The organism is Glaciihabitans sp. dw_435 (assembly GCF_018449675.1).
Taxonomy (GTDB): domain Bacteria; phylum Actinomycetota; class Actinomycetes; order Actinomycetales; family Microbacteriaceae; genus Glaciihabitans.
The window spans coordinates 396,742-421,072 of the sequence record NZ_JAAVUZ010000001.1 but is presented as its reverse complement, the minus strand read 5'-3'; the positions used below and the strand labels follow the sequence as shown (position 1 = coordinate 421,072).

At 66.7% G+C, this 24,331-nt stretch carries 28 protein-coding genes; 16 read left to right on the top strand and 12 right to left on the bottom strand.

What is annotated here, in order from left to right; all coding sequences use genetic code 11:
- Window positions 1–4: 4 nt before the first annotated feature.
- Both HB677_RS01975 and HB677_RS01970 read left to right on the top strand, forming a co-directional pair.
- Entirely contained in the window at window positions 5–790 is a 786-nt protein-coding gene (locus HB677_RS01975; protein ID WP_213813962.1) for a crotonase/enoyl-CoA hydratase family protein, read from the top strand.
- Window positions 791–849: 59 nt separating this feature from the next.
- On the top strand, window positions 850–2,268 hold the full coding sequence (locus tag HB677_RS01970) for an NAD(P)/FAD-dependent oxidoreductase (RefSeq protein ID WP_213813961.1): 1,419 nt from the start codon (window positions 850–852) through the stop codon (window positions 2,266–2,268).
- A 22-nt stretch (window positions 2,269–2,290) separates the two neighbouring features.
- Here the strand turns inward: HB677_RS01970 and HB677_RS01965 are convergent, their stop codons facing one another.
- On the bottom strand, window positions 2,291–3,496 hold the full coding sequence (locus tag HB677_RS01965) for a glycosyltransferase (protein ID WP_213813960.1): 1,206 nt from the start codon (window positions 3,494–3,496) through the stop codon (window positions 2,291–2,293).
- Between the two features lie 50 nt (window positions 3,497–3,546).
- Here HB677_RS01965 and HB677_RS01960 point away from each other — a divergent pair, with 50 nt between their 5' ends.
- Window positions 3,547–4,002: a hypothetical protein gene (locus HB677_RS01960; RefSeq protein ID WP_255546043.1), complete on the top strand. Its 456-nt coding sequence runs from the start codon at window positions 3,547–3,549 to the stop codon at window positions 4,000–4,002.
- Window positions 3,999–4,826, top strand: a complete 828-nt coding sequence (locus tag HB677_RS01955; protein ID WP_213813959.1) for an SDR family NAD(P)-dependent oxidoreductase — start codon at window positions 3,999–4,001, stop codon at window positions 4,824–4,826. The genes HB677_RS01960 and HB677_RS01955 overlap by 4 nt, the downstream gene beginning before the upstream one ends.
- A gap of 39 nt (window positions 4,827–4,865) precedes the next feature.
- On the opposite strand, the gene HB677_RS01950 is transcribed toward HB677_RS01955, so the two are convergent.
- Window positions 4,866–5,279 carry a siderophore-interacting protein gene (locus HB677_RS01950; protein ID WP_213813958.1) on the bottom strand — a complete coding sequence of 138 codons (414 nt, stop codon included), beginning with the start codon at window positions 5,277–5,279 and terminating at the stop codon, window positions 4,866–4,868.
- Window positions 5,280–5,368: 89 nt separating this feature from the next.
- Between HB677_RS01950 and HB677_RS01945 the strand changes: the two genes are divergently transcribed.
- Together HB677_RS01945 and HB677_RS01940 are read left to right on the top strand one after the other, a co-directional pair.
- The gene (locus tag HB677_RS01945) at window positions 5,369–6,418 is read left to right on the top strand and encodes an LLM class flavin-dependent oxidoreductase (RefSeq protein WP_213813957.1); all 1,050 of its coding nucleotides are present in this window, start codon (window positions 5,369–5,371) and stop codon (window positions 6,416–6,418) included.
- 154 nt (window positions 6,419–6,572) lie between these two features.
- Window positions 6,573–7,079, top strand: a complete 507-nt coding sequence (locus HB677_RS01940) for a hypothetical protein (protein ID WP_213813956.1) — start codon at window positions 6,573–6,575, stop codon at window positions 7,077–7,079.
- Between the two features lie 28 nt (window positions 7,080–7,107).
- On the opposite strand, the gene HB677_RS01935 is transcribed toward HB677_RS01940, so the two are convergent.
- Window positions 7,108–8,523 (bottom strand): amidase, encoded by a 1,416-nt coding sequence (locus HB677_RS01935; protein WP_213813955.1) that lies wholly within the window; start codon window positions 8,521–8,523, stop codon window positions 7,108–7,110.
- Between the two features lie 91 nt (window positions 8,524–8,614).
- On the opposite strand from HB677_RS01935, the gene HB677_RS01930 reads away from it, so the two are divergent.
- Genes HB677_RS01930 through HB677_RS01920 form a run of 3 tightly spaced genes read left to right on the top strand, consistent with a single transcriptional unit; the run spans window position 8,615 to window position 10,676 of the window.
- Entirely contained in the window at window positions 8,615–9,013 is a 399-nt protein-coding gene (locus HB677_RS01930) for a GntR family transcriptional regulator (protein ID WP_307852439.1), read from the top strand.
- Window positions 9,010–9,900 (top strand): ABC transporter ATP-binding protein, encoded by an 891-nt coding sequence (locus tag HB677_RS01925; protein ID WP_213813953.1) that lies wholly within the window; start codon window positions 9,010–9,012, stop codon window positions 9,898–9,900. The genes HB677_RS01930 and HB677_RS01925 overlap by 4 nt, the downstream gene beginning before the upstream one ends.
- Window positions 9,897–10,676: a hypothetical protein gene (locus HB677_RS01920; RefSeq protein ID WP_213813952.1), complete on the top strand. Its 780-nt coding sequence runs from the start codon at window positions 9,897–9,899 to the stop codon at window positions 10,674–10,676. The genes HB677_RS01925 and HB677_RS01920 overlap by 4 nt, the downstream gene beginning before the upstream one ends.
- Here the strand turns inward: HB677_RS01920 and HB677_RS01915 are convergent, their stop codons facing one another.
- Window positions 10,677–11,045, bottom strand: a complete 369-nt coding sequence (locus HB677_RS01915) for a hypothetical protein (RefSeq protein ID WP_213813951.1) — start codon at window positions 11,043–11,045, stop codon at window positions 10,677–10,679.
- A 57-nt stretch (window positions 11,046–11,102) separates the two neighbouring features.
- Window positions 11,103–11,537, bottom strand: coding sequence for a glyoxalase/bleomycin resistance/extradiol dioxygenase family protein (locus HB677_RS01910; RefSeq protein ID WP_213813950.1), 435 nt, complete (start codon window positions 11,535–11,537; stop codon window positions 11,103–11,105).
- A 105-nt stretch (window positions 11,538–11,642) separates the two neighbouring features.
- Between HB677_RS01910 and HB677_RS01905 the strand changes: the two genes are divergently transcribed.
- Window positions 11,643–11,969, top strand: coding sequence for a multidrug efflux SMR transporter (locus HB677_RS01905; RefSeq protein ID WP_213813949.1), 327 nt, complete (start codon window positions 11,643–11,645; stop codon window positions 11,967–11,969).
- On the top strand, window positions 11,969–12,496 hold the full coding sequence (locus HB677_RS01900; RefSeq protein ID WP_213813948.1) for a TetR/AcrR family transcriptional regulator: 528 nt from the start codon (window positions 11,969–11,971) through the stop codon (window positions 12,494–12,496). Before HB677_RS01905 ends, HB677_RS01900 begins: the two co-directional genes overlap by 1 nt.
- Before the next feature lie 25 nt (window positions 12,497–12,521).
- Here the strand turns inward: HB677_RS01900 and HB677_RS01895 are convergent, their stop codons facing one another.
- The 7 genes from HB677_RS01895 to HB677_RS01865 form a co-directional block, all read right to left on the bottom strand.
- The gene (locus HB677_RS01895) at window positions 12,522–13,100 is read right to left on the bottom strand and encodes a GNAT family N-acetyltransferase (RefSeq protein WP_213813947.1); all 579 of its coding nucleotides are present in this window, start codon (window positions 13,098–13,100) and stop codon (window positions 12,522–12,524) included.
- 39 nt (window positions 13,101–13,139) lie between these two features.
- Window positions 13,140–13,820 carry a uracil-DNA glycosylase gene (locus tag HB677_RS01890; RefSeq protein ID WP_213813946.1) on the bottom strand — a complete coding sequence of 227 codons (681 nt, stop codon included), beginning with the start codon at window positions 13,818–13,820 and terminating at the stop codon, window positions 13,140–13,142.
- 14 nt (window positions 13,821–13,834) lie between these two features.
- Window positions 13,835–14,548: a Type 1 glutamine amidotransferase-like domain-containing protein gene (locus HB677_RS01885; protein WP_213813945.1), complete on the bottom strand. Its 714-nt coding sequence runs from the start codon at window positions 14,546–14,548 to the stop codon at window positions 13,835–13,837.
- A complete protein-coding gene (locus HB677_RS01880; RefSeq protein ID WP_213813944.1) occupies window positions 14,545–15,066 on the bottom strand; it encodes a phosphoribosyltransferase in 522 nt (173 codons plus the stop codon). The genes HB677_RS01885 and HB677_RS01880 overlap by 4 nt, the downstream gene beginning before the upstream one ends.
- A 35-nt stretch (window positions 15,067–15,101) precedes the next feature.
- On the bottom strand, window positions 15,102–15,878 hold the full coding sequence (locus HB677_RS01875; RefSeq protein ID WP_213814146.1) for an SDR family oxidoreductase: 777 nt from the start codon (window positions 15,876–15,878) through the stop codon (window positions 15,102–15,104).
- Window positions 15,879–16,027: 149 nt separating this feature from the next.
- On the bottom strand, window positions 16,028–17,506 hold the full coding sequence (locus HB677_RS01870; RefSeq protein ID WP_213813943.1) for an MFS transporter: 1,479 nt from the start codon (window positions 17,504–17,506) through the stop codon (window positions 16,028–16,030).
- Window positions 17,506–18,072: a PadR family transcriptional regulator gene (locus HB677_RS01865; RefSeq protein WP_213813942.1), complete on the bottom strand. Its 567-nt coding sequence runs from the start codon at window positions 18,070–18,072 to the stop codon at window positions 17,506–17,508. Before HB677_RS01865 ends, HB677_RS01870 begins: the two co-directional genes overlap by 1 nt.
- A 165-nt stretch (window positions 18,073–18,237) precedes the next feature.
- Between HB677_RS01865 and HB677_RS01860 the strand changes: the two genes are divergently transcribed.
- The 5 genes from HB677_RS01860 to HB677_RS01840 all read left to right on the top strand — a co-directional run bounded on the left by HB677_RS01860 (window position 18,238) and on the right by HB677_RS01840 (window position 24,234).
- Window positions 18,238–19,554 carry a bifunctional o-acetylhomoserine/o-acetylserine sulfhydrylase gene (locus HB677_RS01860; RefSeq protein WP_213813941.1) on the top strand — a complete coding sequence of 439 codons (1,317 nt, stop codon included), beginning with the start codon at window positions 18,238–18,240 and terminating at the stop codon, window positions 19,552–19,554.
- 43 nt (window positions 19,555–19,597) lie between these two features.
- Window positions 19,598–20,803, top strand: coding sequence for a homoserine O-acetyltransferase (locus HB677_RS01855; protein ID WP_213813940.1), 1,206 nt, complete (start codon window positions 19,598–19,600; stop codon window positions 20,801–20,803).
- 56 nt (window positions 20,804–20,859) lie between these two features.
- Entirely contained in the window at window positions 20,860–21,531 is a 672-nt protein-coding gene (locus tag HB677_RS01850) for a response regulator transcription factor (protein WP_213813939.1), read from the top strand.
- Between the two features lie 277 nt (window positions 21,532–21,808).
- Window positions 21,809–22,969, top strand: coding sequence for a sensor histidine kinase (locus HB677_RS01845; protein ID WP_213813938.1), 1,161 nt, complete (start codon window positions 21,809–21,811; stop codon window positions 22,967–22,969).
- Complete coding sequence (locus tag HB677_RS01840; RefSeq protein ID WP_213813937.1) at window positions 22,966–24,234, top strand: hypothetical protein; 1,269 nt, start codon at window positions 22,966–22,968, stop codon at window positions 24,232–24,234. The genes HB677_RS01845 and HB677_RS01840 overlap by 4 nt, the downstream gene beginning before the upstream one ends.
- Window positions 24,235–24,331 lie beyond the last annotated feature (97 nt).

Genomic DNA, 24,331 nt, shown 5'->3' with positions numbered 1-24,331 from the left:
GGCCATGACGGACGCGAGAGTCACTGTTGACCGAGATGGACACGTGCTGCTGATCGGCTTCAACCGGCCGGAGAAGCGCAACGCCGCGGATATGCGACTGCTGTCCGAGCTGTCGCTCGCCTACGCGCTGCTCGACGAGGACCCCGACCTGCGCTGTGGGTTCGTGTATGCCCACGGAGACCACTTCAGCGCCGGACTCGATCTCGGGGACATCGCTCCGCACATCGGGGCTGACGGCGTCGACACCGTTGCCGAGGGCGGCATGAACCCGTGGCAGACCGGCGGGCGCCAGCTCACCAAACCGGTCGTCATGGCCGTGCAGGGCACGTGCCTGACGCTCGGGATCGAGCTCATCCTCGCCAGCGACATCGCTGTGGCCGCTGAGAACACTGTGTTCGGCCAGGTGGAGGTGACGCGGGGCATCCTCCCGTTCGGTGGGGCGACCACGCGCTTTCCACGCGCGGTGGGCTGGGGCAACGCGATGCGCTGGATCCTCACCGGCGATACTTTCGACGCCACGGAGGCACTCCGCATCGGCCTGGTGCAGGAGGTGGTGCCCGTCGGCGAGCAGTATGCCCGGGGCGTGGAGCTGGCCCAGCGCATTGCGGCGCAGGCGCCCCTTGCGGTGCAGGCGACGCTGGCCAATGCCCGCATTGCGGTGCGGGACGGGGATGCCGCGGCGGAAGCACGGCTGCAGCCCGAGTTCGCCCGGCTCGTGAACACCGAGGACGCGCACATCGGGTTGCAGGCGTTCCTCAGCCGCACCGTCGCAAAATTCGTCGGACGGTAGGCCGCGCGGTTTAGGGTGGGAGAGCCGCACATCCGGCCAGCGACTCTGGAGGAAGCTCAATGACGACCACCGAATACGACCTCATTGTCATCGGAGCCGGGGCGGTGGGCGAGAACGTCGCCGACCGTGCCAAGCAGGGCGGGATCAGCGTGCTCCTGGTGGAGAGCGAGCTCGTCGGTGGTGACTGCTCCTACTGGGCATGCATGCCATCCAAGGCACTTCTCCGTGGCGGCATTGCGCTGCGCGCGGCCAAGAACGTAAACGGCGCCAAGCAGGCGGTCACCGGCGACCTCGATGTCGCGGCGACCCTCGAGCGCCGCAACACGGTGACCAACAACTGGGACGACTCGGGCCAGGTCGACTGGGTCACCGGTGCCGGCATCGATCTCGTGCGCGGACACGGAGTAATCACTGGCGTCAAGCAGGTGACCGTCGATGACACCGTCTACACGGCCCGCCACGCGGTGGCCGTCAGCACCGGATCGGCGGCACTTCTGCCAGACATCCCCGGGCTCGCGGGCGTGAACCCGTGGGAGAGCCGCGACGCGACGAGCGTGCGCAACGTTCCGGCCAGCCTCGCGATCATCGGCGGTGGCGTCGTGGCCGTCGAGATGGCCACGGCCTATGCAAGCTTCGGCACCAAGGTCACCGTCATCGCGCGCAGCTCCCTCCTCGCCGGCCAGGAACCGTTCGCCGGCGAGATGGTCACCGAATCCCTCCGGGCCCTCGGCGCCACCGTGCTGATCGGCGTCTCCCCGACCTCCGTCACCCGTCCGGACGGCGACGACGGAGACGTGCACATCGTTCTCAGCGACGACGTGAGCGTCGACGCCGAACAGGTTCTCGTCGCCACGGGACGCACCCCGCGCACCCTCGACATCGGGCTCGAAAACGTGGGCCTCACCCCCGGCGACTGGCTCGACGTGGACGACACCATGCTGGTGAAGGGCTTCGACTGGCTCTACGCGACCGGCGACGTCAACCACCGCGCGCTGCTGACCCACCAGGGCAAGTACCAGGCCCGCGCCGCCGGCGACGTGATCGCGGCCCGCGCCCTCGGCCAGACTGTGCACGCCGGCCCGTGGGGTAAGCATGTCGCTACCGCCGATCACGAGGTGGTTCCACAGGTGACCTTCAGCGACCCGGAGGTGGCCTCCGTCGGCCTCACCGCTGCGGCGGCAGAAAAGGCCGGGTACGACATCCGCGTCATCGACTACGAACTTGGCAACGTCGCCGGGGCATCCCTGCAGGCCGATGGCTACAAGGGATCGGCGCGCATGATCGTGGACGAGAAGCGCAAGGTCATCCTCGGCGTCACCTTCGTGGGACAGGACGTCAGCGAGATGCTGCAGGCCGCCACGTTCGCGATCGTCGGCGAGGTGCCGCTCGATCGGCTGTGGCACGCGGTTCCCGCGTACCCGACCATGAACGAGATCTGGCTGCGCCTGCTCGAGACGTACGGACGACCCGAGGTCTGAGCCGGGGCCGGCGCGGCGGGCGCTAGCGGTCGAGGCTCGAGTAGAGCCCCATCAGGGACGCCGCGGCGGTCGCCCAGGTGAAGCCTTCGGCATGGGCGCGAGCGGATGTCCCGAGCGCCCGTAACCTCGCCGGATCATCGAGCAGCCCGGCGACGATCGCTCCCCACTCTTCGCTGTCCCGGCTGTCAACGAGAATGCCGGATTCGCCGTCCGCGACGGATTCCACGAGCCCGGTGTTGCGCGATCCAACCACCGGTGTGCCGCTGGCCGCCGACTCGAGGGCGACGAGGCCGAACGTCTCCGAGTGGGAGGGAATGAGGGTGAGATCGGCGGCGGCGAACAGGTCGGCAAGCTCGGGCTGCTCGAGCGCTCCGACGAGACGCACGTCGTCCTGCACGCCGAGCTCCTTCGCGATCTGCAGCAGCACCGCCAGGTATTCTTCGGCGCCCAGGGTGGGTTCACCGGCGAGAACGAGAAGGGGTGCGGACCCGCGTCGGTTCTTGACCTCGGCGAGCGCGCGGACCGCGAGGTCCTGGCCCTTAAGCGGTTGCACGCGGGCGGCCACGACGAGTAGCGGGCGGTCGGCGTCGATGCCGAGGCCAGCCCGCACCTCCGCGGACCGCACGGCACGGGTGGGCGAGAAGAGGTCGGTGTCCACTCCCGGCGGAATCACCCAGAGCCGGTCCGCGGGCGCGTGCACGTCGTCGATGAGAGACGTCACCTCCGCCGACGACCCCACCACGACCGCGTCGGCCTGGTGGGAGAGGAAGGTCTCGGAGTGGAGCCTGCGCGGCTGCTCGGGAGTGTCACCGGTCGCCAGCGAGCGGTTCTTCATCGCCCCGAGCGTGTGGAAGCTCTGCACAAACGGCAGTCCGAGTTCGAGGGCAACCGGCAGGGTGGCGAGACCGCTCAGCCAGTAGTGGGCGTGCAGCAGGTCGTATCGCGGTGAGCCCCGCCCGACCAACTGGGCAACGGCTTCGCCGAACTCGTCCGTGACATCCGCCAGTCCGTTCTTGGGCAGCGCGCCGGCGCCTCCCGCAGCGAGACTGCGCAGAGTGACACCGCGGTGCAACTCGACGGTGACCGGCTCTCCGACCGCGCGCGTCAACAGGTCGACCTGCACGCCCCGGGCCGCGAGGCTCTTGGCCAGCTCGAGGAGCGACACATTCATTCCGCCGGAATCCCCGCGCCCCGGTTGCGCGGCGGGCGAGGTATGCATGGAAATCATTGCGATTCGATGCATTCCGGTGACCATGGTCCAACTGTATTCTGCGGAGTATGGCGACACCTGTACTGCGCACACTCCCAGCAACGCCCACGCGGCGCCGCGAGCGCTACGCCCAGCAGGCGGTGCGGTCGGTGGTGCGCGTGCCCGGTGCGCGGCGCCTGCTGCTCAGTCCCGTCGTCGCCCGCCCCGGATTTTGGTTGGCGACCGGCTGCGGTCTCGTGTGGGGAGCGATCTGTGGGCCGGCAACCTTCCACCGCTCTCGCCGGCTGATCGTGGCATCCGGAATGCCCCGGCGAGCGTTCGGACGCGGCGGCACCACCATCGGCGCCGTCTACCTCACCCACGACAACCATGCGGATACAGTTCTCGAACACGAAGACGTTCACCGCGAGCAATGGCGCAGGTACGGACTTGCCTTCATCGCGCTGTATCTGGCCGCGGGAGCAAACCCCCTGTCCAACCGCTACGAACTAGAGGCAGGTCTCACGAAGGGTGGCTACCGATGAGCACGATTGTAATCACGGGAGCCAGTTCGGGAATCGGAGCAATTGCAGCCGCGAGACTGAGCGAACAGGGGTGGGATGTTGCCGTCGTCGGACGAAACGCTCAGCGAACGAGGGATGTAGCCTCGTCCGTCGGCGGCACTGCCTTCCTCGCGGACTACGACCGCTTCGATGACGTGCGCGAACTTGCCGCTGCTCTGCTCGAGCGGTATCCCCGCATCGACGTGCTCGCGAACAACGCGGGTGGCCTCGTGCCCCGCCGTGGCGCCACTGCCGATGGCAACGAGCGCACCATCCAGCACAATCACCTCGCCCCGTTCCTGCTGACGTCGTTGTTGCTGCCGCGGCTGACGGAGAGCGCCGGCCGGGTCATCCACACGTCCAGCGTCGCCCACCGGTGGGGCCGACTGCACACGGACAATCTCAACCGCACGAGCCTGCCCTACCTTGCCGGGTGGCCGGAATACGGGTCCGCAAAGCTCGCGACCCTGCTGTTCGCTCGGGAGCTCGCGCACCGCACCGGCATCCAGTCGTACTCGTTCCACCCCGGATTCGTGGGCACCTCGTTCGGCCATGACTCCCCCGTGCTGCGCACCCTGCTGCCCCTGAGCACCTCCGTGCAGGTCAGCCCCGATGCCGGAGCCGCCCCCATCGTGCAGCTCGCCTCACTCGAGCCGGTCGGGGCGCCCAACGGCAGCTACTTCGACGGTCTCAACCCGGGCGGAAGGACGTCACGGCAGGCGAAAGACGACGCCCTAGCGGCGCGGTTGTGGGATGCCACGGAGGCACTCATCGCGCAGAGCCCGACGGCGACCCGGCCGGTCTGACAGCAGCGCGCACCGTCGCTATGGCGAACGGTGGAGAGGTTAGCCGACCTGCTCGGAGGCGATGAGGCGCCGCAGGCCGGGAAGCGATGCTGCCTCGCCCACGATCCAGGTGGAGAGGTTCTGAGCGTGCTCCACGGTGACGACCATTTCGCTGATCCAGGCGCGCACGGCGCGGTCAAGAACCTCACCATCGGCGTGACCGGGACGGCTGTCGCGCGTGAGCCAGCAGACACTCATGGTGCTGGGAGCGTCGACGGTGCGGATGTCATCGGCACTGGCAACCTCGAGGAACGCGCGTCCACGGGTCTTGCGGGGCAGAGCCTCCAGAAGTGCACAGACCTCGTCGATCCCGGATTCATCGGCGACGAGAAGAACCCGGTGAGCGGTCGCGGACTGCTGCTCGGTAGCCAGAGCCCCCGAGCCACTGTTGGGGCTTCTTCTGCGTGTTGACATCGAAATAAGTATGGCATGCCTTACCTAAATATCGAAGGGCGATCCGGATCACGGGGAATACTCCCAGCCGACCGGTTGTATGCACAGGTATGGAATTCGGCATCTACTCCTTCGGCGATATTCACCTCGATCCGGCGACCGGCGAGAACGTCTCTCCGGAGCAGCAGCTCGCTAACACCATCGAGAGAATCAAGCTCGCGGATGACTCGGGCCTCGACTACTTCGGCCTCGGAGAGCACCACCGCCCCGACTACGCGATCTCTGCCCCGGCGACGGTGCTGGCGGCCGCCGCCACCGTCACCCGCCGCATCCGGCTCGGGTCTGCCGTGACGGTGCTCAGCACCGAGGATCCGGTGCGGGTCTTCCAGCAGTTCGCCACGATCGACCTGCTGAGCCACGGCCGGGCGGAGCTTCTCGCGGGTCGCGGATCCTTCACGGAGTCGTTCCCGCTGTTCGGTGCGAATCTGGGCGACTACGACGAGCTCTTCACCGAGAAGCTGAACCTGCTCCTCACTCTCAACGAGAGCGAGTTTGTGACGTGGAGCGGCAAGTTCCGCCCGACACTCGTCGACGCCCAGATCCTGCCGCGTCCATCGCAGAACGGGCGCGTGCCCGGCAAGCTCGACATCTGGATCGCGACGGGCGGAAACCCCGAGTCATCCGCTCGCGCCGGAGCCCTCGGACTCCCCGTCAGCTACGCCATCATCGGCGGAATGCCGGAGCGGTTTGCCCCGCTGTTCGACCTATACCGGCGGGCGGCGACGCAGGCCGGACACGATGCCGGCACGCTGCGGTCGGCCATTGCCGTGCCCGGCTTCGTCGGGTCCGACAGCCAGCGGGCGAAGGACGACTTCTTCCCGTACTGGATCGACTCGATGGCGCGCATCTCGGCCGAGCGGGGTTTTCCGACTCCCACGCGCTCGACCTTCGACGATGCCGCGGGCAGCCGTGGCGCCATCTTCGCGGGAAGCCCCAACGAGGTCGCCGACAAGATCATCGCGACGCACGGGCACCTGCACAACGACCGGGTCGGCCTGCAGATGGACTGGTCGGGGGTTCCCCAGCACCTCGTGATGAAGTCGATCGAACTGTTCGCGACCGAGGTCGCACCGCAGGTTCGTAAGGAACTCGCAGGCTGAGCGGTATTTGAGTGCGCTCCGGCGGGCGATACTGGACGGACACCGTTTCTCCCCGCTCAGAAGGGACACGATGTCGCGCCGACATTTTGCCACAGCCGCAGGTTTTCTCGTTCTCCTCTCCCTCACGGGATGTGCGACCGCTTCGTCGACGCCCGTGACCTCCCAGAGCGCCGCGGCGCCGACGGTGACCTCGACTCCCACGCCGACTCCCACCGACGACGCCCCGGCGAAGTTCGTTCCGGAGGACTACGACTGCAAGTCGATCCTGCCGCCGGCGACGCTCACGGTCTTCGAGAGCAAGAAGAGCGAGGGGTTCGTGCTGCAGGACGACTTCACCGACCGCATCCGCACCATCGGCGATGACCTCGCGAAGTTCGCCGACCTGGGCGGAATCCTCTGCCAGTGGGCGTACCCAAGTGGCTCGCAGCCGGTCAACTACGGCTACTCCCCGATCAGCGCCGATATCGCCGCCGCCAAGCGCGCGGACCTCGCCAAGGACGGCTACACCGAGACGACCAACGCCGAGGGAATCCTCGTCACCAACCCGGACTCGGCAGACATCCCCGACGCGTACCTGTTCATCGATGGCTACTGGTTCTACGGATCCACCGTCGACGTGCTGAACGTCATCACCGACAACCTTCTGCTCGCCCAGGAGTAGCCGGCGGTGTGGCGCCCGCGGGACGCCATCACCACTGCGCGGGGTGTCTCCGGTGCCAGCTCAGGCGACGCTCCAGCTGCGCCCCGATCGACAACAGCACGTGCTCGCCGCCCGGACGACCGATGAGCTGCACGCCCATCGGCAGGCCCTCGGCCGTCTGCGCTACGGGCAGCGTGATCGCGGGCAGCCCGCTGACGTTCGCGAACGAGGTGAACGGCGTGTACTGCACCTGCTGGGCGAAGTTGCGCTCGGGGTCCTCGGCGTCATACCAGCCGACCGGACGCGGGGTCATCGCCAGCGCGGGGGTAAGCACGGCGTCGTAGCTCGCGAACTGCCGGATGACCGACCGTTCGAAGGTCGTCAGCGCCAGCAGCGCCTCGGCCAGCTCGCGTGCGGACAACTCGCGTCCCCGGGCAACGAGCCAGCGCGTCAACGGCTCCAGCATTTCGAGCGTGTCGCCCTCGGCGGGGATCCCCGCCGCGCCCGCCTGCCAGATGGTGCGGAACGCGGGCGAGTAGGTCGGGTCGGGCTCGAGCGCCATCTGCTCGATGCCATGCCCGATGGCATTCAGCTCGGAGATTGCCAGGTCGAGGGCCGCGGATGCCTCGGGCGCGATGACAATCTCGTAGGCGTCATCCCAGGGCGAGGTCGTCATTACCCCGAGCTGGAAGCGTCCCTCGCCGCGGGCGGCCGCGTTGAGCAGCGCCCCACCATCCCAGCGGGGAGCACGAACCGCGAAGGGATAGGCGGAGCCGTCGATCATCGCATCAAGCAGCATCGCGGCGTCCGCGACGGTGCGCGCGAGCGGTCCGGTCGTCACCAGACCGCCCAGCTTGTCGATTCCGCTGCCCGAGGGAACGAGACCGCGGCTGGGCTTGAGCCCCACGAGCCCGGTCGCCGCCGCCGGGATGCGCACCGAGCCGCCGCCGTCCGAGCCGGGCGCCACGGGCAGAAGTCCCGCGGACACGGCGACGGCCGCTCCCCCGCTGGACCCGCCCGCGCCCAGCGCCACCTTCCACGGTGTGCGGGCGGGCGGCGCCACGAGGGACTCGGTGTAGCTCGGCAACCCGAATTCGGGCGCGTTGGTCTTGCCGAGGCTGATGCCACCGGCGGCGTCGAGCACCTCGACGATCTCGTCGGAGGTGTCGGGGATGTAATCCTCGAACAGGCGGGACCCGAAGGTCGTGCGCACCCCGGCCCGCCGGCTGAGGTCCTTGTCACCGAGGGGAATGCCCCACAGCGGTGCGGTCTTCGGCACGGATGACTCCACGTGCGCGGCACGCCGCAACGCGGCATCCGCTGTCACCGTCGTAAACGCTCCGAGTTCGCCGTTCAGCCGCTCGATGCGCGCGAGGTAGTGCTCGGTCAGTTCGGTCGGGGTGATGTCGCCGCGCTGCAGCCAGTCCCACTGCTCCTGCGCCGAGAGGTGATGAAGTTCGAACATCGTCCGAGCCTACGAGAAATGGATCTTGACAGCATGCCGCGAGGGTGGTTGGTTAGTTACATGAGTAATGAACCAACGAAGGGGGCGGACCGTGGATGAGTCGCGGCCGATCTTCGTCCAGATCGCCGAGCAGATCGAAAACGACATCCTCGACGGCGTCCTCGCCGAAGAGTCGCAGGTGCCGTCCACCAACGAGTTCGCGGCGTTCTACCGAATCAATCCGGCGACGGCAGGAAAGGGAGTGAACCTTCTCGTGGAGAGTGACGTTTTATACAAGAAGCGCGGAATCGGCATGTTCGTGCGCGCGGGGTCGCGCGCCCTGTTGGTCGCCAAGCGGCGCGAACAGTTCCAGGACGAATTTGTGCGCCCGCTCGTCGCGGAGGCCGCAAAACTCGGCATCTCGGCAGAAGAACTCACCCGAATGATCTCGCACACCCCGGCGGTCGATTCCCCGACCGCCCGCATCACGGGAACGGAACAAGTCATATGAGCGCAGTAGTCGAGGTTTCGAACCTCACCAAGCGATTCGGACACTTCACGGCCATCGACGACGTGAGCTTCCGGGTCGAGGAAAACACCATCCACGGACTGCTCGGCCGCAATGGCGCCGGCAAGACCACCATCATGCAGTTGCTGACGGGCCAGGATTTCGCCACCTCCGGCGATATCCGGGTATTCGGACAGTCACCGGTGGAGAACGCGGCGGTGCTCGGCAACACTTGCTTCATCAAGGAGAGCCAGCGCTACCCCGACAACTTCAAGCCATTCCACGTCTTCCGCAGCGCGCCATGGTTCTTCCCCAACTGGGATGAGGAGTATGCGCAGCTGTTGATCGCCGACTTCCGACTGCCCCTCAACCGGCGCATCAAGAAGCTCTCGCGGGGGCAACTCTCGGCGATCGGCGTGATCGTGGGGCTCGCGTCCCGTGCCCCACTCACCTTCTTCGACGAGCCCTACCTCGGGCTCGATGCCGTCGCCCGTCAGATCTTCTACGACCGGTTACTGGAGGACTACGCGGAACGTCCGCGGACGGTCATCCTCTCCACCCACCTCATCGATGAGGTCAGCAACCTCCTCGAGCATGTCCTCGTGATCGACGAGGGCCGGGTCATCATCGACGAGGCGGCGGAAGACGCCCGTGGATCGGCGACGACCGTGGTCGGGCCGCGCGGTGCGGTCGACGCCTTCCTCGGGCGCCGGGAGATCCTGCACCGCGACGGGATCGGCGGACTCGCCTCCGTCACCGTCGGCCCCCTCACCGGCCCGGAACGGGCTGCCGCCGCGGCCGCCGGCCTCGAGCTGGCGCCGGTATCCCTCCAACAACTCATCATCCGCAAGACCAATGTCTCCCAGACAGAATTCGAGCAGAGCGCATGACCGCCATCAGTTACGCCCCCGCCACCTCCGCGTCACGCCGGGGCCGCATGAACAGAGTGCTGGCGGTCACCCGCCTCCACTTCGTCGACATCTGGAGCATCTTCGCGGTGCCCTTCATGATCATGATCTTCATCCTGCTGGTGAACATGGCCATCTGGTGGCTGATCCTCACCTCGATCAGCGACCCCGAGAGCCGGGCCAACGCGCAGGAGGGCTTCTCGTACAGCGGGGCATCCTTCTACATCTACGTCTACATGATGGTGGTCGCCATCATGACCATCAACCTGACGTTCTCGTTCGCGACCGGCTACGGCGTGACCCGCCGCAACTTCTACCTGGGCACCTGCATCGCGTTTGTCACCCTCTCGCTTCTGTGGGCGGTGGTGCTGACGGCGCTCTCCTACATCGAGCAGGCGACCAACGGCTGGGCCCTCGGCGGGCACATGTTCTCGGCGATCTACTTCGGGGACGGAGCCTGGTACCAGCGGGTGTTCCTGCACTTCGTCGGCATGGCGTTCTTCTTCTTCGTCGGAGCCGCCGTCGCCACCGTTTACGTGCGCTGGAAGGCGTCCGGGATGCTGACGTTCTTCGCGTCCCTCGTGGTGCTGCTGGTCGGCGGCGCGGCCCTCGTCACGCTGACGGAGAGCTGGCCGCGGGTCGGAGAGTGGTTCGTCGACGCGGGATCCTACGGTGTCGCGGCGTGGCTGCTGGTTCCGACCGCCCTGGCCGCGGCGGCCGGGTGGCTCGTGCTGCGCAAGGCGACACCGCGCACGTAGCTACTCGAGTTCGTCGACGAGGTCGGTCAGGAGCGCCTGGAAGGATGCGGGCGCTCCTGCAACCACGCGGCGACCGGCAATAGGCCCCGCCCAGTGGAGCACCTTCGCCACATTGAACAGCTCGTATTCGACGCGCGAACCGCCCTCGTCGTTCTCGAGGACGCGCCACTCGCCGCGGTACCACCATCCGCCCTGGGCGATTACGAGCCGCTCTTCCGGGTCGGTGGAGAAGAAGTAACGCTTGTCCGGGCTCGGCGACAACCGGAGCGATATCGACTCGAAGACGGCGTCCGGGTGCGCGTGCACAACACCGGCAAAGGAGCGCAGCACGGTGTGCCTGTCGGGCAGGGGCGGGGGCGTATCGGGCATCCCAAAACGATACCGGCTGGAGGCTGGGCCGCAGTCCCGAGGTACGTCAGAGGCAAGTCAGAGGTCGAGTTCCGGCTCCCCCGCGATGGTTCCCAGCTCCTGGAAAACGGTCAGCTGCAGGCCACCCGGCGCCTCCAACCGCGAATTGAGCGAGCTCCACGGCGTGCGGGTTGGCGACGCGAGAATGGATGCCCCGGCGCGCACGAGCTCGCGGGTGACGGCGGTCGCGTCATCCACTTCGAACGCGACCCGCACGCTCATCGTCGACCGGCGGCTGACGGGCTCGCCAACTTCCACCTCGTCGATCATGCGGACCTGGGCGGGATTGGCGATCTCCAGCGTTGCCGACGGCACCGCGAGGATAGCGACGCGGGCTCCCCCGTCACCAGCGTACGACGCGGTCTCGTGCAGCCCGAGCACATCACGGTAGAACCGCACGGCAGCGTCAAAGTCGTCTGTTTCCACTACGAGGCGGAGTTGGCTGGCGCTCATGGCGCAACGCTACGGCGGGCGGACGAACCTGGCCAGCCCCGTCAAAGTCTGGTACGTTTGTACCATTCGTCTGGTACAGATGTACCACAAAGCTGGAGTATCACCATGGGCTACCTCTTTCTCGCGCTCGCGATCGTCGGCGAAGTCATTGCGACGACGTTCCTGAAGTTCACGAGTGGCGACAAGTCGTACTGGTGGGCGTATGTCATCGTCGGCATCGGATACGTGTTCGCCTTCGCGATGCTCGCGCAGAGCCTCTCCCGGGGCGTGCCGCTCGGCATCGCCTACGGAGTCTGGGCCGGTATCGGAGTGGTCGCGGTGGCGCTGATCAGCTGGATCGTGTTTCACGAGACGCTCACCTGGGTGCAAATCGGCGGCATGGTTCTCGTGGCCGCGGGCGTCGCGCTGCTGGAACTCGGGGGGAAGCACTAATGGCGATCACCCGGAAGGGGGAGGTTCGCCGCACGGCGCTGCTCGAGGCCGTCGTGCGCGTGCTCGAGCGCGAGGGTCCGACCGGGGTCACCCATCGTGCCGTCGCGGCCGAAGCCGGGGTGCCCCTTGCCGCCGCCACCTACTACTTCGCGAACCTCGACGACCTGCTCGTGAGCGCGTTGACGCTGGCGACGCAGCAACAGGTGGCGCTGATCGCGGGGCTCGGCGCCTGGGACATCCCGGGGGTCGCCCGCCTGCTGTTCGACGTCACGCACGGCAACCGGGCGGCCGCCATCGCCCAGTACGAGCTGCTGTTTCTCGCCATGCGGAGGGACAGCCTGCGTCCCGCCGCCGACCTCTGGTACCGCACCCTCGAGGACGCGGTGAATCAGCGGGTGAGCGATCCCCGGGCCGCCCGAGTGATCGCCCTGGCCATCGACGGACTCCTGTTGCGCATGCTGTGGACCGGAGAGCCGTCGACCCAGGAGTCCATCGAAGCATCGCTCCGGGACATCCTGCGCGCCTGAATCACGCCCCGGACAACGTTCGCCGCTACTTGAGGGACTTCTGCATGAGAACGGTGCCCAGCCAGCGGCCAAACTTGAAGCCGACGCGACCCATGTGTCCGATGTCTTTGAAGCCGAAGTTCTTGTGCATCTGAATGGATGCCTCGGCACCCTTGTCCGCGATTACGGCGATGATTTCCTTGATGCCGGCGGCCTTCGAGCGGGTCATGAGCTCCTGCATGAGCTCCTTGCCGAGACCCTTGCCCGTGGACGCCGGTCCCAGATAGATCGAGTTCTCGACGGTGAAGCGGTAGGCGGCCTTGTCCTTCCACGGATACACATAGGCGTAGCCGAGGATCTGGCCGCTGGGACTCTCGGCAACGATGAACGGGAAGCCCAGTTTCACCACCTTGCCGAACTTCTTCTTCAGCTCGGCGAGCGTCATGGCCTTCTCGTCGAAGGTGACCGTCGAGTTGCGCACGTAGTGGTTGTAGATCTCCCGCACGTGCGGCAGGTCGGCCTCGGTTGCCTGACGGATCGAGAACGCGAAGGGGGCCTCGGGCACGGGAGCCGGCTTCAGGTGCGGTGGCAGAACGCGACGCGGCTGGTATTCCTCTTCGAGCACTGCTGCGCCTTCCTCGTGGCCTTCGATGTCAGCCCTAGATTACCCGGCGAGCGACCAGTCCACGGGCGCTGCGCCCTGGGCAGTGAGCAACTCGTTCGCGCGGCTGAACGGCCGCGAGCCGAAGAAGCCCCGGCGGGCCGATAACGGGCTGGGGTGTGCCGACACGATGGTCGGGGTGCTGCCGAGCATCGGCTGCAGCGAGGCGGCGTCCCTGCCCCACAGGATGGCGACAAGCGGCTGCTCGCGTGCCACGAGGGTGCGGATCGCCAGCTCGGTCACCGACTCCCAGCCGCGGCCACGGTGCGATCCCGCGACCCCCGGGCGCACCGTCAGCACGCGGTTGAGCAGCATCACGCCGTGAGACGACCACGCGGTCAGGTCACCGTGTGGAGGGGTGGGCACGCCGAGGTCGTCGCGCAGCTCGGTGTAGATGTTCTGCAGGCTGCGGGGCAGCGGTCGCACGGCCGGGTCGACGGCGAAGGACAGGCCGATGGGATGGCCCGGGGTCGGGTAGGGGTCCTGACCCACGATCAGCACCCGCACCTCCTCGAGCGGATACGTGAACGCGCGCAGCACGTTCGCCCCCGCGGGAAGGTATCCGTGGCCCGCAGCTACCTCTTCGCGCAGAAAATCCCCGAGAGCGGCAACCGTTGGCGCGACAGGCTCGAGGGCGCGCGCCCATCCGGGGTCAACGAGGTCTGACAGCGGGTGCCGGTCCATCGGAGGGTGTCGTCCTACGCGCCGAGCGTGCTCACGAGAATGCCGTCATCGTGCGGGGTGACCCGCCACACGCTGCCGATGCCCTCGACCCGGAGGTCGCCCTCGCCCACGATCAGCACGGTGTCCTCGTCGATCGCGACGCCGCCGGCAACGAGTCCCGCCTCGGTGGCCGCGATCAGGCGGGCGAGCGTGCCCCACTGGGCCGCGTGCACGTCGACGGCGAGGTCGACGAGCCCGAGACCGGCGACCACGGTGACCTCCTCGAGGCCCTCGCCAATCTCCTCGGATCCCACGGGCACGTCGCCGATCTTCCAACCACCGACGATGGACTCATCGGCCGCGATCGCCGCACCGGCAGAGAACCCGAGGTAGGGAAGGCCATCGCCGACCAGCAGACGAATCTCCTCGACGATCGGGATGACCGCCTCGAGATAGTCGGGCGTCACTCCCCCGCCGATGAGCAGGCCATCGATGTCCGAGAGCAGCGATGACGTGGCCTCCGCGCCATCGGTGATGACGGTGATGATCGGGTCACAGGCGGCGATGCCGGTGAGCATGGCCGAGAACTGCGCACTCTTGTCGAGACCCGCGGCCGGGTCATCCGCAAGTAACAGAACGCCAATGCGCGGGATGACCCGGGCAGCGCCCGCGGCCCGTGACTGGGTTTCCGTGACGAAGTTCTGAAAAAGCGGGACGGACCAGCCGCCACCGGCGAGATGGATGCTCATACTTCTGCGGTCACCGGGGGAAGGGAGGACCAGGGGAACGCGATCCAGCGCGAGGTACGGCGCCAGGTGAAGTCGGGCTCCTGCGCCGTTCCGGGCTTGGAGTACAGGCAGACGCTGCGCACATCGGCACCCGCGGCGCGCAGCAACTGCACGACCATCGCGAGGGTGCGGCCGGAGTCGGACACGTCGTCGACCAGCAGCACGCGCTTGCCCGAGAGCGAGGGCTCATCGAGCATCGGCGGCAGCATGATGGGCGCGGGGAGCCGCTCGTTGACGCCGGAGTAGAACTCCACGTTCAGCGCGCCACAGCTCTTCACGTCGAGGGCGTACGCGATCGCGCCGGCGAGCAGGAGCCCGCCCCGGGCGATCGCGATGACCACCTCCGGATCGAAGTCGCTCTGGGCTACATCGCGGGCGAGATGTCGGGCGGCTTCACCAAACTCGAGCCAGCCGAGCACCTCCTTCTCGATTTCCTCGGAGTTCTCGGTATTGGCCGTCGTGTCAGCTGCGCTTCCCATGGAGACAACGGTATCGGGCAATTACACCCCGATTGTTACAGCTTCGGTGTGAGCACTCCGCGCGCGACCTTGTGGGCGGCCGCCTGCGCCACCGGCTTGATGGTGACGAGGTCGAGGTTCACGTGCGCGGGCAGCTCGATCGAGTGCACGATCGTCTCCGCGATGTCGGAGGCAAGAAGCGGATGTTCCACGCCGGCGTACACCGCGTCGGCCTTGGCCTGGTCGCCCCCGAAGCGCACCAGCGAGAACTCTTCGGTCTTGACCATTCCGGGAGCGATCTCGATCACGCGGATCGGTTCGCCGGAGAGCTCCAGACGAAGCACCGCGACGAGCGCCCGTGCGGCGAACTTCGCGGCGTTGTATCCGCCTCCGCCTTCGTAGGCGATGTGGCCCGCGGTGGAGGTGACGGTGAGAATGTCGGCGCTGCCGGCGTCGAGCGAGCTCGCGCGCAGCAGGGGAAGGAGGGCGCTGGTCACGCGCTGCACGGCGATGACGTTGATCTCAAACATCCAGCGCCAGTCGTCGGGATTGCCGTCCTCGACCGAGGCGAGCCCGACGGCGCCGCCCGCGTTGTTGACGAGGGCGTGCAGGGGTCCGGTAGCCGTCAGGTGTTCCGCCAGTGCGGTGACGTCGTCGGCGCTGGTGAGGTCGGCGACGAAGTAGCTGCACCCGGTTTCCTCGGCGAGCGCGGCCAGCTTCTCTTCGCGGCGGGCGACTCCCACGACGTCCCATCCGCGTTCGCGGAATAGCCGCACGGTCGCCGCTCCGATTCCTGAGCTCGCTCCGGTCACTACTACGCGCTTGTTCACCATGGAAGCAACCGTATCGGACTGCGACGGGGCTCCCGACAGCACGCGTTGCGCGCTGTCCCGGCCCAGCGGCGATACGACAATCGCGCCGTGATCCGGAAGGATCACGGCGCGATTGGTGGGTGCGACCGGGTGCGGTCGTCCGAGTTCAGCTAGTGCCCGTTCTTGACCCGCTTCGGCAGGGCGAACACGAGGAGGACCGCCACGATGCTCAGCGCGGAGCTCAGTCCGATGGCCCAGGTCGACGCGTCGACGAATGCCTGCGGCACGTCGGCTGCACTGCGGATCGAGGCAGCAGCGAGCTGGCCGAACAACACGCTTCCGACGACAGCGATGCCGACGGCGCTGCCGATGCGCTGCATGACGCCGATCACGCCGCTGGCGCCGCCCGCCTCGGAGCGGTCGACGGTCGCGACGATGAACTGCGCGTTCGGAGCGATGAACAGGCCGTTACCGAGGCCCGCAACCAGCAGCGGCAGCAGCAGCGCCCAGTTGGTGAGGTCCGCGGCGGGCACGTTCAGGAAGATGAGGAACACGGCAACGAGGCCGGCGGTCAACAGCACAACACCGATCAGCAGCACCCCGCGGCCGAGCTTCTCCGCCAGGCGGTTGCTCTGCGACGACCCCACGATCGAGCCGATCGCGAACGGAATCGACACCAGACCGGACTCGAGCGCCGTGTGGCCGAGTCCCGTCTGCCAGAGGATCGAGATTGTGAAGAAGATGCTGGTGAAGGCGGCGAAGTAGACGAGGGCGAGGATCGTTCCACCGGTGAAGGCGGGGTGGCTGAACAGGTGCGGCGGCACGAGTGGGCTCTTGCCCCGCTTGGTGTACGAGATCTCCCACAGGGCGAACAGCACGATCAGAACGGCGCCCGCGACGAGGGTGAGGTACGTCCACAGCGGCCATCCCTGATCTTCGCCCTCGATGAGGGGAACGAGCAGCGCGACGAGTCCGGCGGACAGCAACAGCAGCCCAAAGAGGTCGATGCCGGACCTGGTGTCCTTTGCGCCCTTGACGTCGTCCCCGTTCGGCAGCAGCAGGGCGGCGGCGATCAGCGCGATGATGCCGATCGGCAGGTTGACGCCGAACACGAGACGCCATCCGTCGGTCTCACCGAATGCCTGAATGATGAGGCCACCGACGATGGGGCCGAGCGCAGAGGAGACACCGATGGTCGCCCCCATGATGGCGAATGCCTTGCCGCGGGACTGCGCGGGGAAGAGCAACTGAATGAACGCCGTCACCGCCGGCACGAAGATTCCACCGGCGAGGCCCTGCACCACCCGCGCGATGATGAGCTGGAGGTCGTTCTGGGCAAGACCGCAGGCGAGGCTTGCGGCCGTGAACAGGGCGAGCCCGGTGAAGAACACCCACTTGTGCCCGATGCGGTCGCCGAGGCGGCCAGCCGGGATCAGGGCGAGGCCGAAGGCCAGCGCGTAACCGGAGATGATCCACGACAGCGTCGCCTCCGACGCGTCGAGACTCTGGCGAATGCTGGGAAGCGCAACGTTGACGATGGTGGTGTCGAGGAGCGCGATGAACATCCCGGCGAGCAGCACAATGAGCGCCTGCCAGGCACGGCGGGGTATCGCCGGGGCGCCGGTAGGCGCCGCGAGAGTTTCAGACATTAGGAAGGTTCCTTTCGGGCCGACTCGTCGGCAATGATGTGGGGAAGTTCGGCGAGGAGCTCTTCGTGCCAGGCGATCTCGGCGCGCAGCCGGCTCGCCTTGTGCTTCATGACGAATCGCTCCGAGATGGTCAGATAAGGGTCAGCATCGGCATTCTGGTTCTCCGACTCAACGAGCATCGAGCGGAGGCCGGTGATCCGTGCGGTGATGGTTGCCGGCAGACGGTCGAGCAGATCGGGGTCGAGCCGGGTCATGGCGAGGTCGAACGGATCGGGTTTCACGACGATCTCCCGCAGCCCGCTGAACCGGAGCACCGACAGTGCCGTACGACCCTCTCCGGTGATTCCATACACGTGACGCTCGGGATAACTGCCCTCACGCTCGGTGCGAACACTCTCGATGAGACCCTCCGTGGCGAGGCGCTTGATCGCCCCGTACACGGCTCCCACCGTGATATCGGTCCACAGGTGCACGTGCTCCTCCTCCGCCAGCAGGCGGAGCTGGTGCCCGTGCATCGGACCGCGCTCGTCGAGCGTGCCCAAAATGAACAGACGGATGGATGACATCGGACTACTCTCGCACGAGTAGTCCCGCGCGTCAACTCCCGATTTGACGCCGAAAGTCGCCCGATTACCTTGTGTGTCGGCACCCATTGCCGGGCCCCGGAGAGGTTCCTATAGTCGCTTCTCGAGTGGGCAGTCGTCCGCTCACCACCGTTCTTTGGAGAACTCATGAGTGACTGGAAGTTCGAGACCAAGCAGATCCACTCCGGCGCGGCACCCGACACCGCGACCAATGCACGAGCAACACCGATTTACCAGACCACGTCCTACGTGTTCAACAGCTCCGAGCACGCCCAGAACCTGTTCGCACTCGCCGAATTCGGCAACATCTACACGCGCATCCAGAACCCCACCCAGGACGTCGCCGAACAGCGCATTGCCGCGCTGGAAGGCGGATCGGCCGCACTCGTGGTGTCGTCGGGGCAGTCAGCGACGACGCTGGCCGTGCTCAACATCGCCCAGGCTGGCGACCACATCGTGTCTTCCGCGTCCATCTACGGCGGCACCTACAACCTGTTCAAGTACACCCTCGCAAAGCTCGGCATCGAGACCACGTTCGTCGAGGATCAGGACGACGCGGATGAGTGGGCACGAGCCATCCGCCCCACCACCAAACTGCTGTTCGCGGAGACCATCGGAAATCCGAAGATCAACATCCTCGATATCGCGCTCGTTTCCGATGTCGCCCATGCCCATGGCATCCCCCTGATCGTTGACAACACGATCGCGACCCCTTACCTCATCCGTCCCTTCGAGCACGGCGCCGACATCGTCGTGCACTCGGCAACGAAGTACCTCGGAGGCCACGGCACCGTCATCGCGGGCGTCATCGTCGACGGCGGCAGGTTCGCGTGGAGTGAGAACGTCGAGAAGTTCCCCGGGCTGACGGAACCCGACCCGAGCTATCACGGCGCCAGCTACACCACGGTCCTTGGCGACGCCATCGCCTACGTCATCAAGGCGCGCGTGCAGTTGTTGCGCGACATCGGGTCTGCGATCTCCCCCGCCAGTGCGTGGCAACTCATCCAGGGCATCGAGACGCTCAGCCTTCGCGTGGAACGGCACGTCGCCAACGCGCAGGCGGTTGCCGAGTTCCTCGAGAATCATGACGACATCGCGTCGGTCAACTACTCCGGACTCCCCTCGAGCCCCTGGTACTCCGCAGCCAACCGGTACGCGCCGAAGGGTGTCGGTGGTGTCCTGTCGTTCGAGCTGAAGGGCGGAGTCGACGCCGGTCGAGCCCTGGTCGACAGTGTCACGCTGTTCAGCCATGTCGCCAACATCGGCGATGTGCGGAGTCTGATCATCCACCCCGCCTCGACCACGCACTCGCAATTGACGCCCGACCAGCAACTCACCAGTGGTGTGACGCCGGGACTCGTGCGCCTGTCCGTCGGCATCGAGAACATCGACGACATTCTTGCGGACCTGACCGCGGGGCTCGCAGCCGCGAGGGAGGCATCCGGAGTGCGACGAACGGCGTAATAAAGCGCCGTCCAATCGCTCGTTCGTCGATACTGGGCAGACCATGGATTGGCAGACACCCGAGGACACCGTTCCATCCGCATTCATCACCGAGGCGAACGCACGGTCGCTTCTGGGCAAGCCGGCCGCCACGGGCGCGTGGCGCGTCGGCGACCCCGTCGCGGATCGCGTGTTCGCGTCCATCGGAGCGCTGACGCTGGAGCGGGGTGACGTGATCCCGTCGGTGCGCATTGCGTACGAGACGCACGGAACACTCAACGCCGATGCCAGCAATGCCGTGCTCGTCCTGCACGCCCTCACCGGCGACAGCCACCTCACCGGGGAGGCGGGACCGGGCCAGCCGACCGCCGGATGGTGGGGCGGGATCGTCGGACCCGGACTGGCGATCGATACGAACGAGTGGTTCGTAGTCGCGCCCAACATGCTGGGTGGGTGCCAGGGCAGCACGGGACCGTCGTCGTATGCGCCGGACGGCGCGGAGTGGGGAGCACGATTCCCCTTCATCACCATTCGCGACCAGGTCGCCGCACAGGCGCAGTTGTCTGACACCCTCGGAATTCATCGCTGGGCAGGTGTCATCGGTGGGTCCATGGGTGGCATGCAGGCGCTTGAGTGGGCCGTGGGCTATCCCGAGCGCGTCGAGCGCGTCGGCGTCCTCGCGGCGCCCGAACTGAGCAACTCCGACCAGATTGCCCTTGGCTCCGTGCAGACGGAGGCGATCCGAATGGACCCGCGCTTTGCGGACGGCGACTACTACGACGCCCCGGACGGCGAGGGGCCCCACCGCGGGCTCGCACTCGCGCGGCGCATGGCCCTCCTGAGCTACCGATCCCCCACCGAACTCAATGACAGGTTCGAACGCAGCTGGCAGAGCAGCGTGACTCCGCTGGGCGGAGGGGGACGATACGCCGTGGAGAGCTACCTCGACTTCCACGGGAACAAGTTCTCGCGGCGCTTCGACGCCAACAGCTACGTGACGCTGATGGATGCGATGAACTCCCACGACATCGGTCGCGACCGGGGCGGCGTCATCCCCGCACTGGGACGGGCCACCGCCCGGGCGCTCGTTCTGGGCATCGACAGCGATCGGCTGTTCCCCGTGGAGCACCAGCAGATCATCGCGGCGAACCTGCCGGGTAGCATCGACAACGGCGAGGCCGTTGTCATCTCATCCGAGTACGGGCACGATGGTTTTCTTATCGAAGAAGCCCTAGTCGGGGCTGAGATTAGACGACTTTTCGAACCGTAACAACCACCCCGGCACTACCAGCACCATTCGCTAGTATTGCTCACAGGGGGAAATACATGGCTCCACCGAACACCCGCGAAGAACCAGTACCGGTTATTCGCGTTGCACTTGTCGACGATCACCGTCTGGTTTTGGACGGACTGGTCGCGGGATTGCATAGCCCAGAGACGGGCATCGATGTGGTTGCAAGCGAAACCACGTGGGGTGCCCTTCTGAATCATGCCCAATTCCCCGTGGACGTCGTGGTTCTCGACCTTCGTCTCGAAGACGGAATTCCGGTCGGCACCAAGGTCCGCTCTCTCGCCGCGATCGGCACCGCCGCCGTCGTCATCAGCCGGCACGCCGACACATCATCCATTACCGCAGCCCTCCAGGCCGGTGCTCTGGGGTTTGTGGCCAAGACGGAGTCGGTGTCGGAACTGCTCGTGGCAATCCGGTCTGCCGCCGCTCACCAGCGGTACCTGTCCCCCGCGCTCACTGCGGCGCTGACGGAGTTTACGGCCGCACCCGACCCGGGACTCGGCAAGCAGGAACTCCGCGCGCTGGTGCTGTACGCGGGCGGCCGCTCGATCAAGGAGGTCGCTGTCGACATGACAACGACCGAGGAAACCGTCAAGTCGTACATCAAGCGCGCCCGGCGCAAGTATCGCGACATTGGAATCGACGTGGGCACGCGCATTCTGCTGCGGCGGCACGGGATTCGTGAGGGCTGGCTCAGTCCCGAGTAAAACGGGAACGGGAGCCGGGGCCACAGGTACTCCTGCGACCCCGAGCCGACCCCCCGGTCAAGTCCGATTCCTGACGAATCGGACAGGGCATCTCAATTCGGGCGAGATGCGATATCCAGGTCCAGTGCTAGGACACAAAACCCGATTTTCGTAACTGTGACGGCACTGAAAGTTCAGTACGCCCCTCTGGACAAATCGACCCTACCCCGCAGATCGCGCGGGATCGAGCGGAGCGTCACCCCCACTAGGGGTGGCAATCTGGCACCATATGATCACCATGGATCTCATCGCCAAAGAGCGCGATCGCCTTCTGCAACGCGCTGCCCGGCTTCTCGGTCTGTGCGGAACAGCCGCGGGCCTTCTCAGCATCAGCGTGCCCGGAGTGCTGCCCCTCACCTCCTACCTGCTATGCCTGCCCTTCGTGATCGTGCTGATCGGAAGCCACATCATGGTCGGCCGCACCGCCTCCCTGTGGTGGCCAGTGGTCGGCATCGCCTCCGGCTCCGTCGTCCTCGTCGTGGCCCGATTTGCCTATGACACGCCCTCCCCCTCCCTCGCGGCGGCCCTCGCCCCCCTGGCCGGGGCCGGGCTTGCGAGCTTTGCCTTCGTCCTCACCAGCAGCGTCGTACGCCTTGCCCTGCTCGGCTTCGGTGCTGCCTCCGGCACCCTCATCGTCCAGCGGGTGGGAGCGGACCCGGGAACGATTTCCGCCGTCGCCACGGCCGTCCTGCTCGGGTGGGCCATCGCCTGCTTCCTCAGTTACTGGCTGACCGCCAGCGTGCCCCGGGCGGCACGACGGATCTACAGCATCGGTAAGGCGCACCGTGCGGAACGTCAGGCTAGCGAGACGGAGGCCCAGCGCCGCCAGTCCGCGCGACTTCTGCACGACACGGTGCTGGCCACGCTGACGCTCTTCGCCCACTCCGGCGTGGGGGTCGCCCCGGCAGCCCTCCAGCAGCAGGCAGCGGATGACGCGCGCCTCCTGCGACAACTGCGGCTGGGGGCGACCCCGACACCCCAGTCCTCGGGCACCTACAACCTCGAACCGGTCGAGGAGACCGTGCTGGGCACCACCCTCGAGTCCGTCAAGCAGCGCTTCGGCCGGATGGGCCTGGAGGTGAGCTGGCACGGCACGGGACAGGTTCTGTTGCCGAGCGACGTGCTGGATGCGTTCCTGCTGTCGCTTGCCGAGTGCCTCGAAAACGTACGACGGCACTCTGGCGTGACCGAGGCCCACGTGACGATCACGGATGACGCCACCACCGTGCGCGCCATGGTGACGGACGCCGGCGTCGGCTTCAACCTGGCCGGCATCGACGAAGACAAACTCGGGTTCAAGGAATCCGTGGTCGGCCGTCTCCGTGAGGTCGGCGGCAACGCCCGTCTCTTCTCCAGTCCCGGAGCCGGCACCACTGTCGTTCTGGAGGTTCCCAAGTGACCACGTCCTACTCCCCACCCGATGAAAACACCCTCGGCGTCAGTGTGGGAGCGCGTGCGCGGTCGCGGGGCGCCACCGGCACCACGGGCGTCGCCAAGGCACTCACCCAGGCGAGCCAGCGCGGGGCCACCCTCGGTACCGGATACCTCGGTATCGGTTCGGCCATCATCAGCGGGGCCGGTGCCCTGTACGGGCTCGTCCTGTTCGCCGCCCGCTGGGATGACTACCCGTCCGTACTTCCGGCGATCGTGGCCTGGGCGTTGTTCATCGTGACGTTTGTCGCGACATCCGTGTCCCTCTCCGTCCTCGGCGACCGGGTACCCGCCTGGCTGTTCCCCGTGTACCTCGCCCTCCTCGCAGCGGTCGTGGCCTTCGACTTCGCGGCGATCTGGTCCCTCGACAACATCGGCGCGCACGCCACCAGCTCGATGATCGCCGGGTTCGGACTGTTGTTCGTCGTGACGTTCAGGCCCGCGCGTGAGGTGCTCTTGGCCACGGGAGTACTGGCCGCCGCCTTTATCGCCGCCATCGTCCTGACCACGCCACTGACGGCGGACACCGTCCCCGTGCAGGTGGGCGCCGTGGCCATCGCCGTTCTTCCCCCTGCCATCGGTGTCTACATCGTCGGCGGCTTCCGCCGGATGGTGCAGCTCGAGTTGGACAGGGTGCTCGTGCAAAGCACCGTGTCCGCTCCCCGCTTTGCGGTGGGAATGCTTGCCTCGGAGGAACTCGCCCGCCTCGACCTCGCGGCCGAAGAGCTGCTGAACTCGGTGGCGACGGGAACCACCGCGCTCCCCCTCGCGCCGAAGATCGCCTCGGTCGCGGCATCCCTGGCGACAGAGCTGCGCCTGCACCTGATCGAGGGCCGTCGCGAGACCTGGTTGTTCCACGCCGTGACCGAGTCAGAGATTCTCGGGAAGGCCGTGACCCTGACCGACCGGGGCAACCTTGCCGGCCTGCTCGACCCCGCCCAGCGGGACGGATTGCTCTCCGCGGCGTGGCTTCTCGTGAGCGATACCGCCAAGCCCAGCGCGACCCGAACCGTGCAGATCTCGGTCGGACCGGTCGCGGCAAGTGCTGAACGGCTTTCAGCAAATAAGATCGTGGTACCGATCGTGATCACCACTACTGAAATTCCGCGAAACCGCGTCGATCCCGCAGCTTGGGATTCGATAAGGAAAGTGGGCCGATACAGTGATTCCACGGAGAACTCCAGCCTGAGGGTCGACATCGAGTGTCTCGTCGACAATCCGGCCAAGCAGTAACCCCTCGTTGATCGCCTGGCGGCCCACCGCCGACGACCGACCCGCACCGTTCTAGACGACATCGAACCGACGTTCGACCGAAAAGATGATGAGGTTC

Excerpts from the sequence above, each read along its gene's own strand:
- HB677_RS01975 (WP_213813962.1), top strand. The coding sequence starts at position 5 with ATGACGGACGCGAGAGTCACTGTTGACCGAGATGGACACGTGCTGCTG.
- HB677_RS01970 (WP_213813961.1), top strand. The coding sequence starts at position 850 with ATGACGACCACCGAATACGACCTCATTGTCATCGGAGCCGGGGCGGTG.
- HB677_RS01965 (WP_213813960.1), bottom strand. The coding sequence starts at position 3,496 with ATGATTTCCATGCATACCTCGCCCGCCGCGCAACCGGGGCGCGGGGAT.
- HB677_RS01960 (WP_255546043.1), top strand. The coding sequence starts at position 3,547 with ATGGCGACACCTGTACTGCGCACACTCCCAGCAACGCCCACGCGGCGC.
- HB677_RS01955 (WP_213813959.1), top strand. The coding sequence starts at position 3,999 with ATGAGCACGATTGTAATCACGGGAGCCAGTTCGGGAATCGGAGCAATT.
- HB677_RS01950 (WP_213813958.1), bottom strand. The coding sequence starts at position 5,279 with ATGTCAACACGCAGAAGAAGCCCCAACAGTGGCTCGGGGGCTCTGGCT.
- HB677_RS01945 (WP_213813957.1), top strand. The coding sequence starts at position 5,369 with ATGGAATTCGGCATCTACTCCTTCGGCGATATTCACCTCGATCCGGCG.
- HB677_RS01935 (WP_213813955.1), bottom strand. The coding sequence starts at position 8,523 with ATGTTCGAACTTCATCACCTCTCGGCGCAGGAGCAGTGGGACTGGCTG.
- HB677_RS01925 (WP_213813953.1), top strand. The coding sequence starts at position 9,010 with ATGAGCGCAGTAGTCGAGGTTTCGAACCTCACCAAGCGATTCGGACAC.
- HB677_RS01920 (WP_213813952.1), top strand. The coding sequence starts at position 9,897 with ATGACCGCCATCAGTTACGCCCCCGCCACCTCCGCGTCACGCCGGGGC.
- HB677_RS01915 (WP_213813951.1), bottom strand. The coding sequence starts at position 11,045 with ATGCCCGATACGCCCCCGCCCCTGCCCGACAGGCACACCGTGCTGCGC.
- HB677_RS01910 (WP_213813950.1), bottom strand. The coding sequence starts at position 11,537 with ATGAGCGCCAGCCAACTCCGCCTCGTAGTGGAAACAGACGACTTTGAC.
- HB677_RS01905 (WP_213813949.1), top strand. The coding sequence starts at position 11,643 with ATGGGCTACCTCTTTCTCGCGCTCGCGATCGTCGGCGAAGTCATTGCG.
- HB677_RS01900 (WP_213813948.1), top strand. The coding sequence starts at position 11,969 with ATGGCGATCACCCGGAAGGGGGAGGTTCGCCGCACGGCGCTGCTCGAG.
- HB677_RS01890 (WP_213813946.1), bottom strand. The coding sequence starts at position 13,820 with ATGGACCGGCACCCGCTGTCAGACCTCGTTGACCCCGGATGGGCGCGC.
- HB677_RS01885 (WP_213813945.1), bottom strand. The coding sequence starts at position 14,548 with ATGAGCATCCATCTCGCCGGTGGCGGCTGGTCCGTCCCGCTTTTTCAG.
- HB677_RS01880 (WP_213813944.1), bottom strand. The coding sequence starts at position 15,066 with ATGGGAAGCGCAGCTGACACGACGGCCAATACCGAGAACTCCGAGGAA.
- HB677_RS01875 (WP_213814146.1), bottom strand. The coding sequence starts at position 15,878 with ATGGTGAACAAGCGCGTAGTAGTGACCGGAGCGAGCTCAGGAATCGGA.
- HB677_RS01870 (WP_213813943.1), bottom strand. The coding sequence starts at position 17,506 with ATGTCTGAAACTCTCGCGGCGCCTACCGGCGCCCCGGCGATACCCCGC.
- HB677_RS01865 (WP_213813942.1), bottom strand. The coding sequence starts at position 18,072 with ATGTCATCCATCCGTCTGTTCATTTTGGGCACGCTCGACGAGCGCGGT.
- HB677_RS01860 (WP_213813941.1), top strand. The coding sequence starts at position 18,238 with ATGAGTGACTGGAAGTTCGAGACCAAGCAGATCCACTCCGGCGCGGCA.
- HB677_RS01855 (WP_213813940.1), top strand. The coding sequence starts at position 19,598 with ATGGATTGGCAGACACCCGAGGACACCGTTCCATCCGCATTCATCACC.
- HB677_RS01850 (WP_213813939.1), top strand. The coding sequence starts at position 20,860 with ATGGCTCCACCGAACACCCGCGAAGAACCAGTACCGGTTATTCGCGTT.
- HB677_RS01845 (WP_213813938.1), top strand. The coding sequence starts at position 21,809 with ATGGATCTCATCGCCAAAGAGCGCGATCGCCTTCTGCAACGCGCTGCC.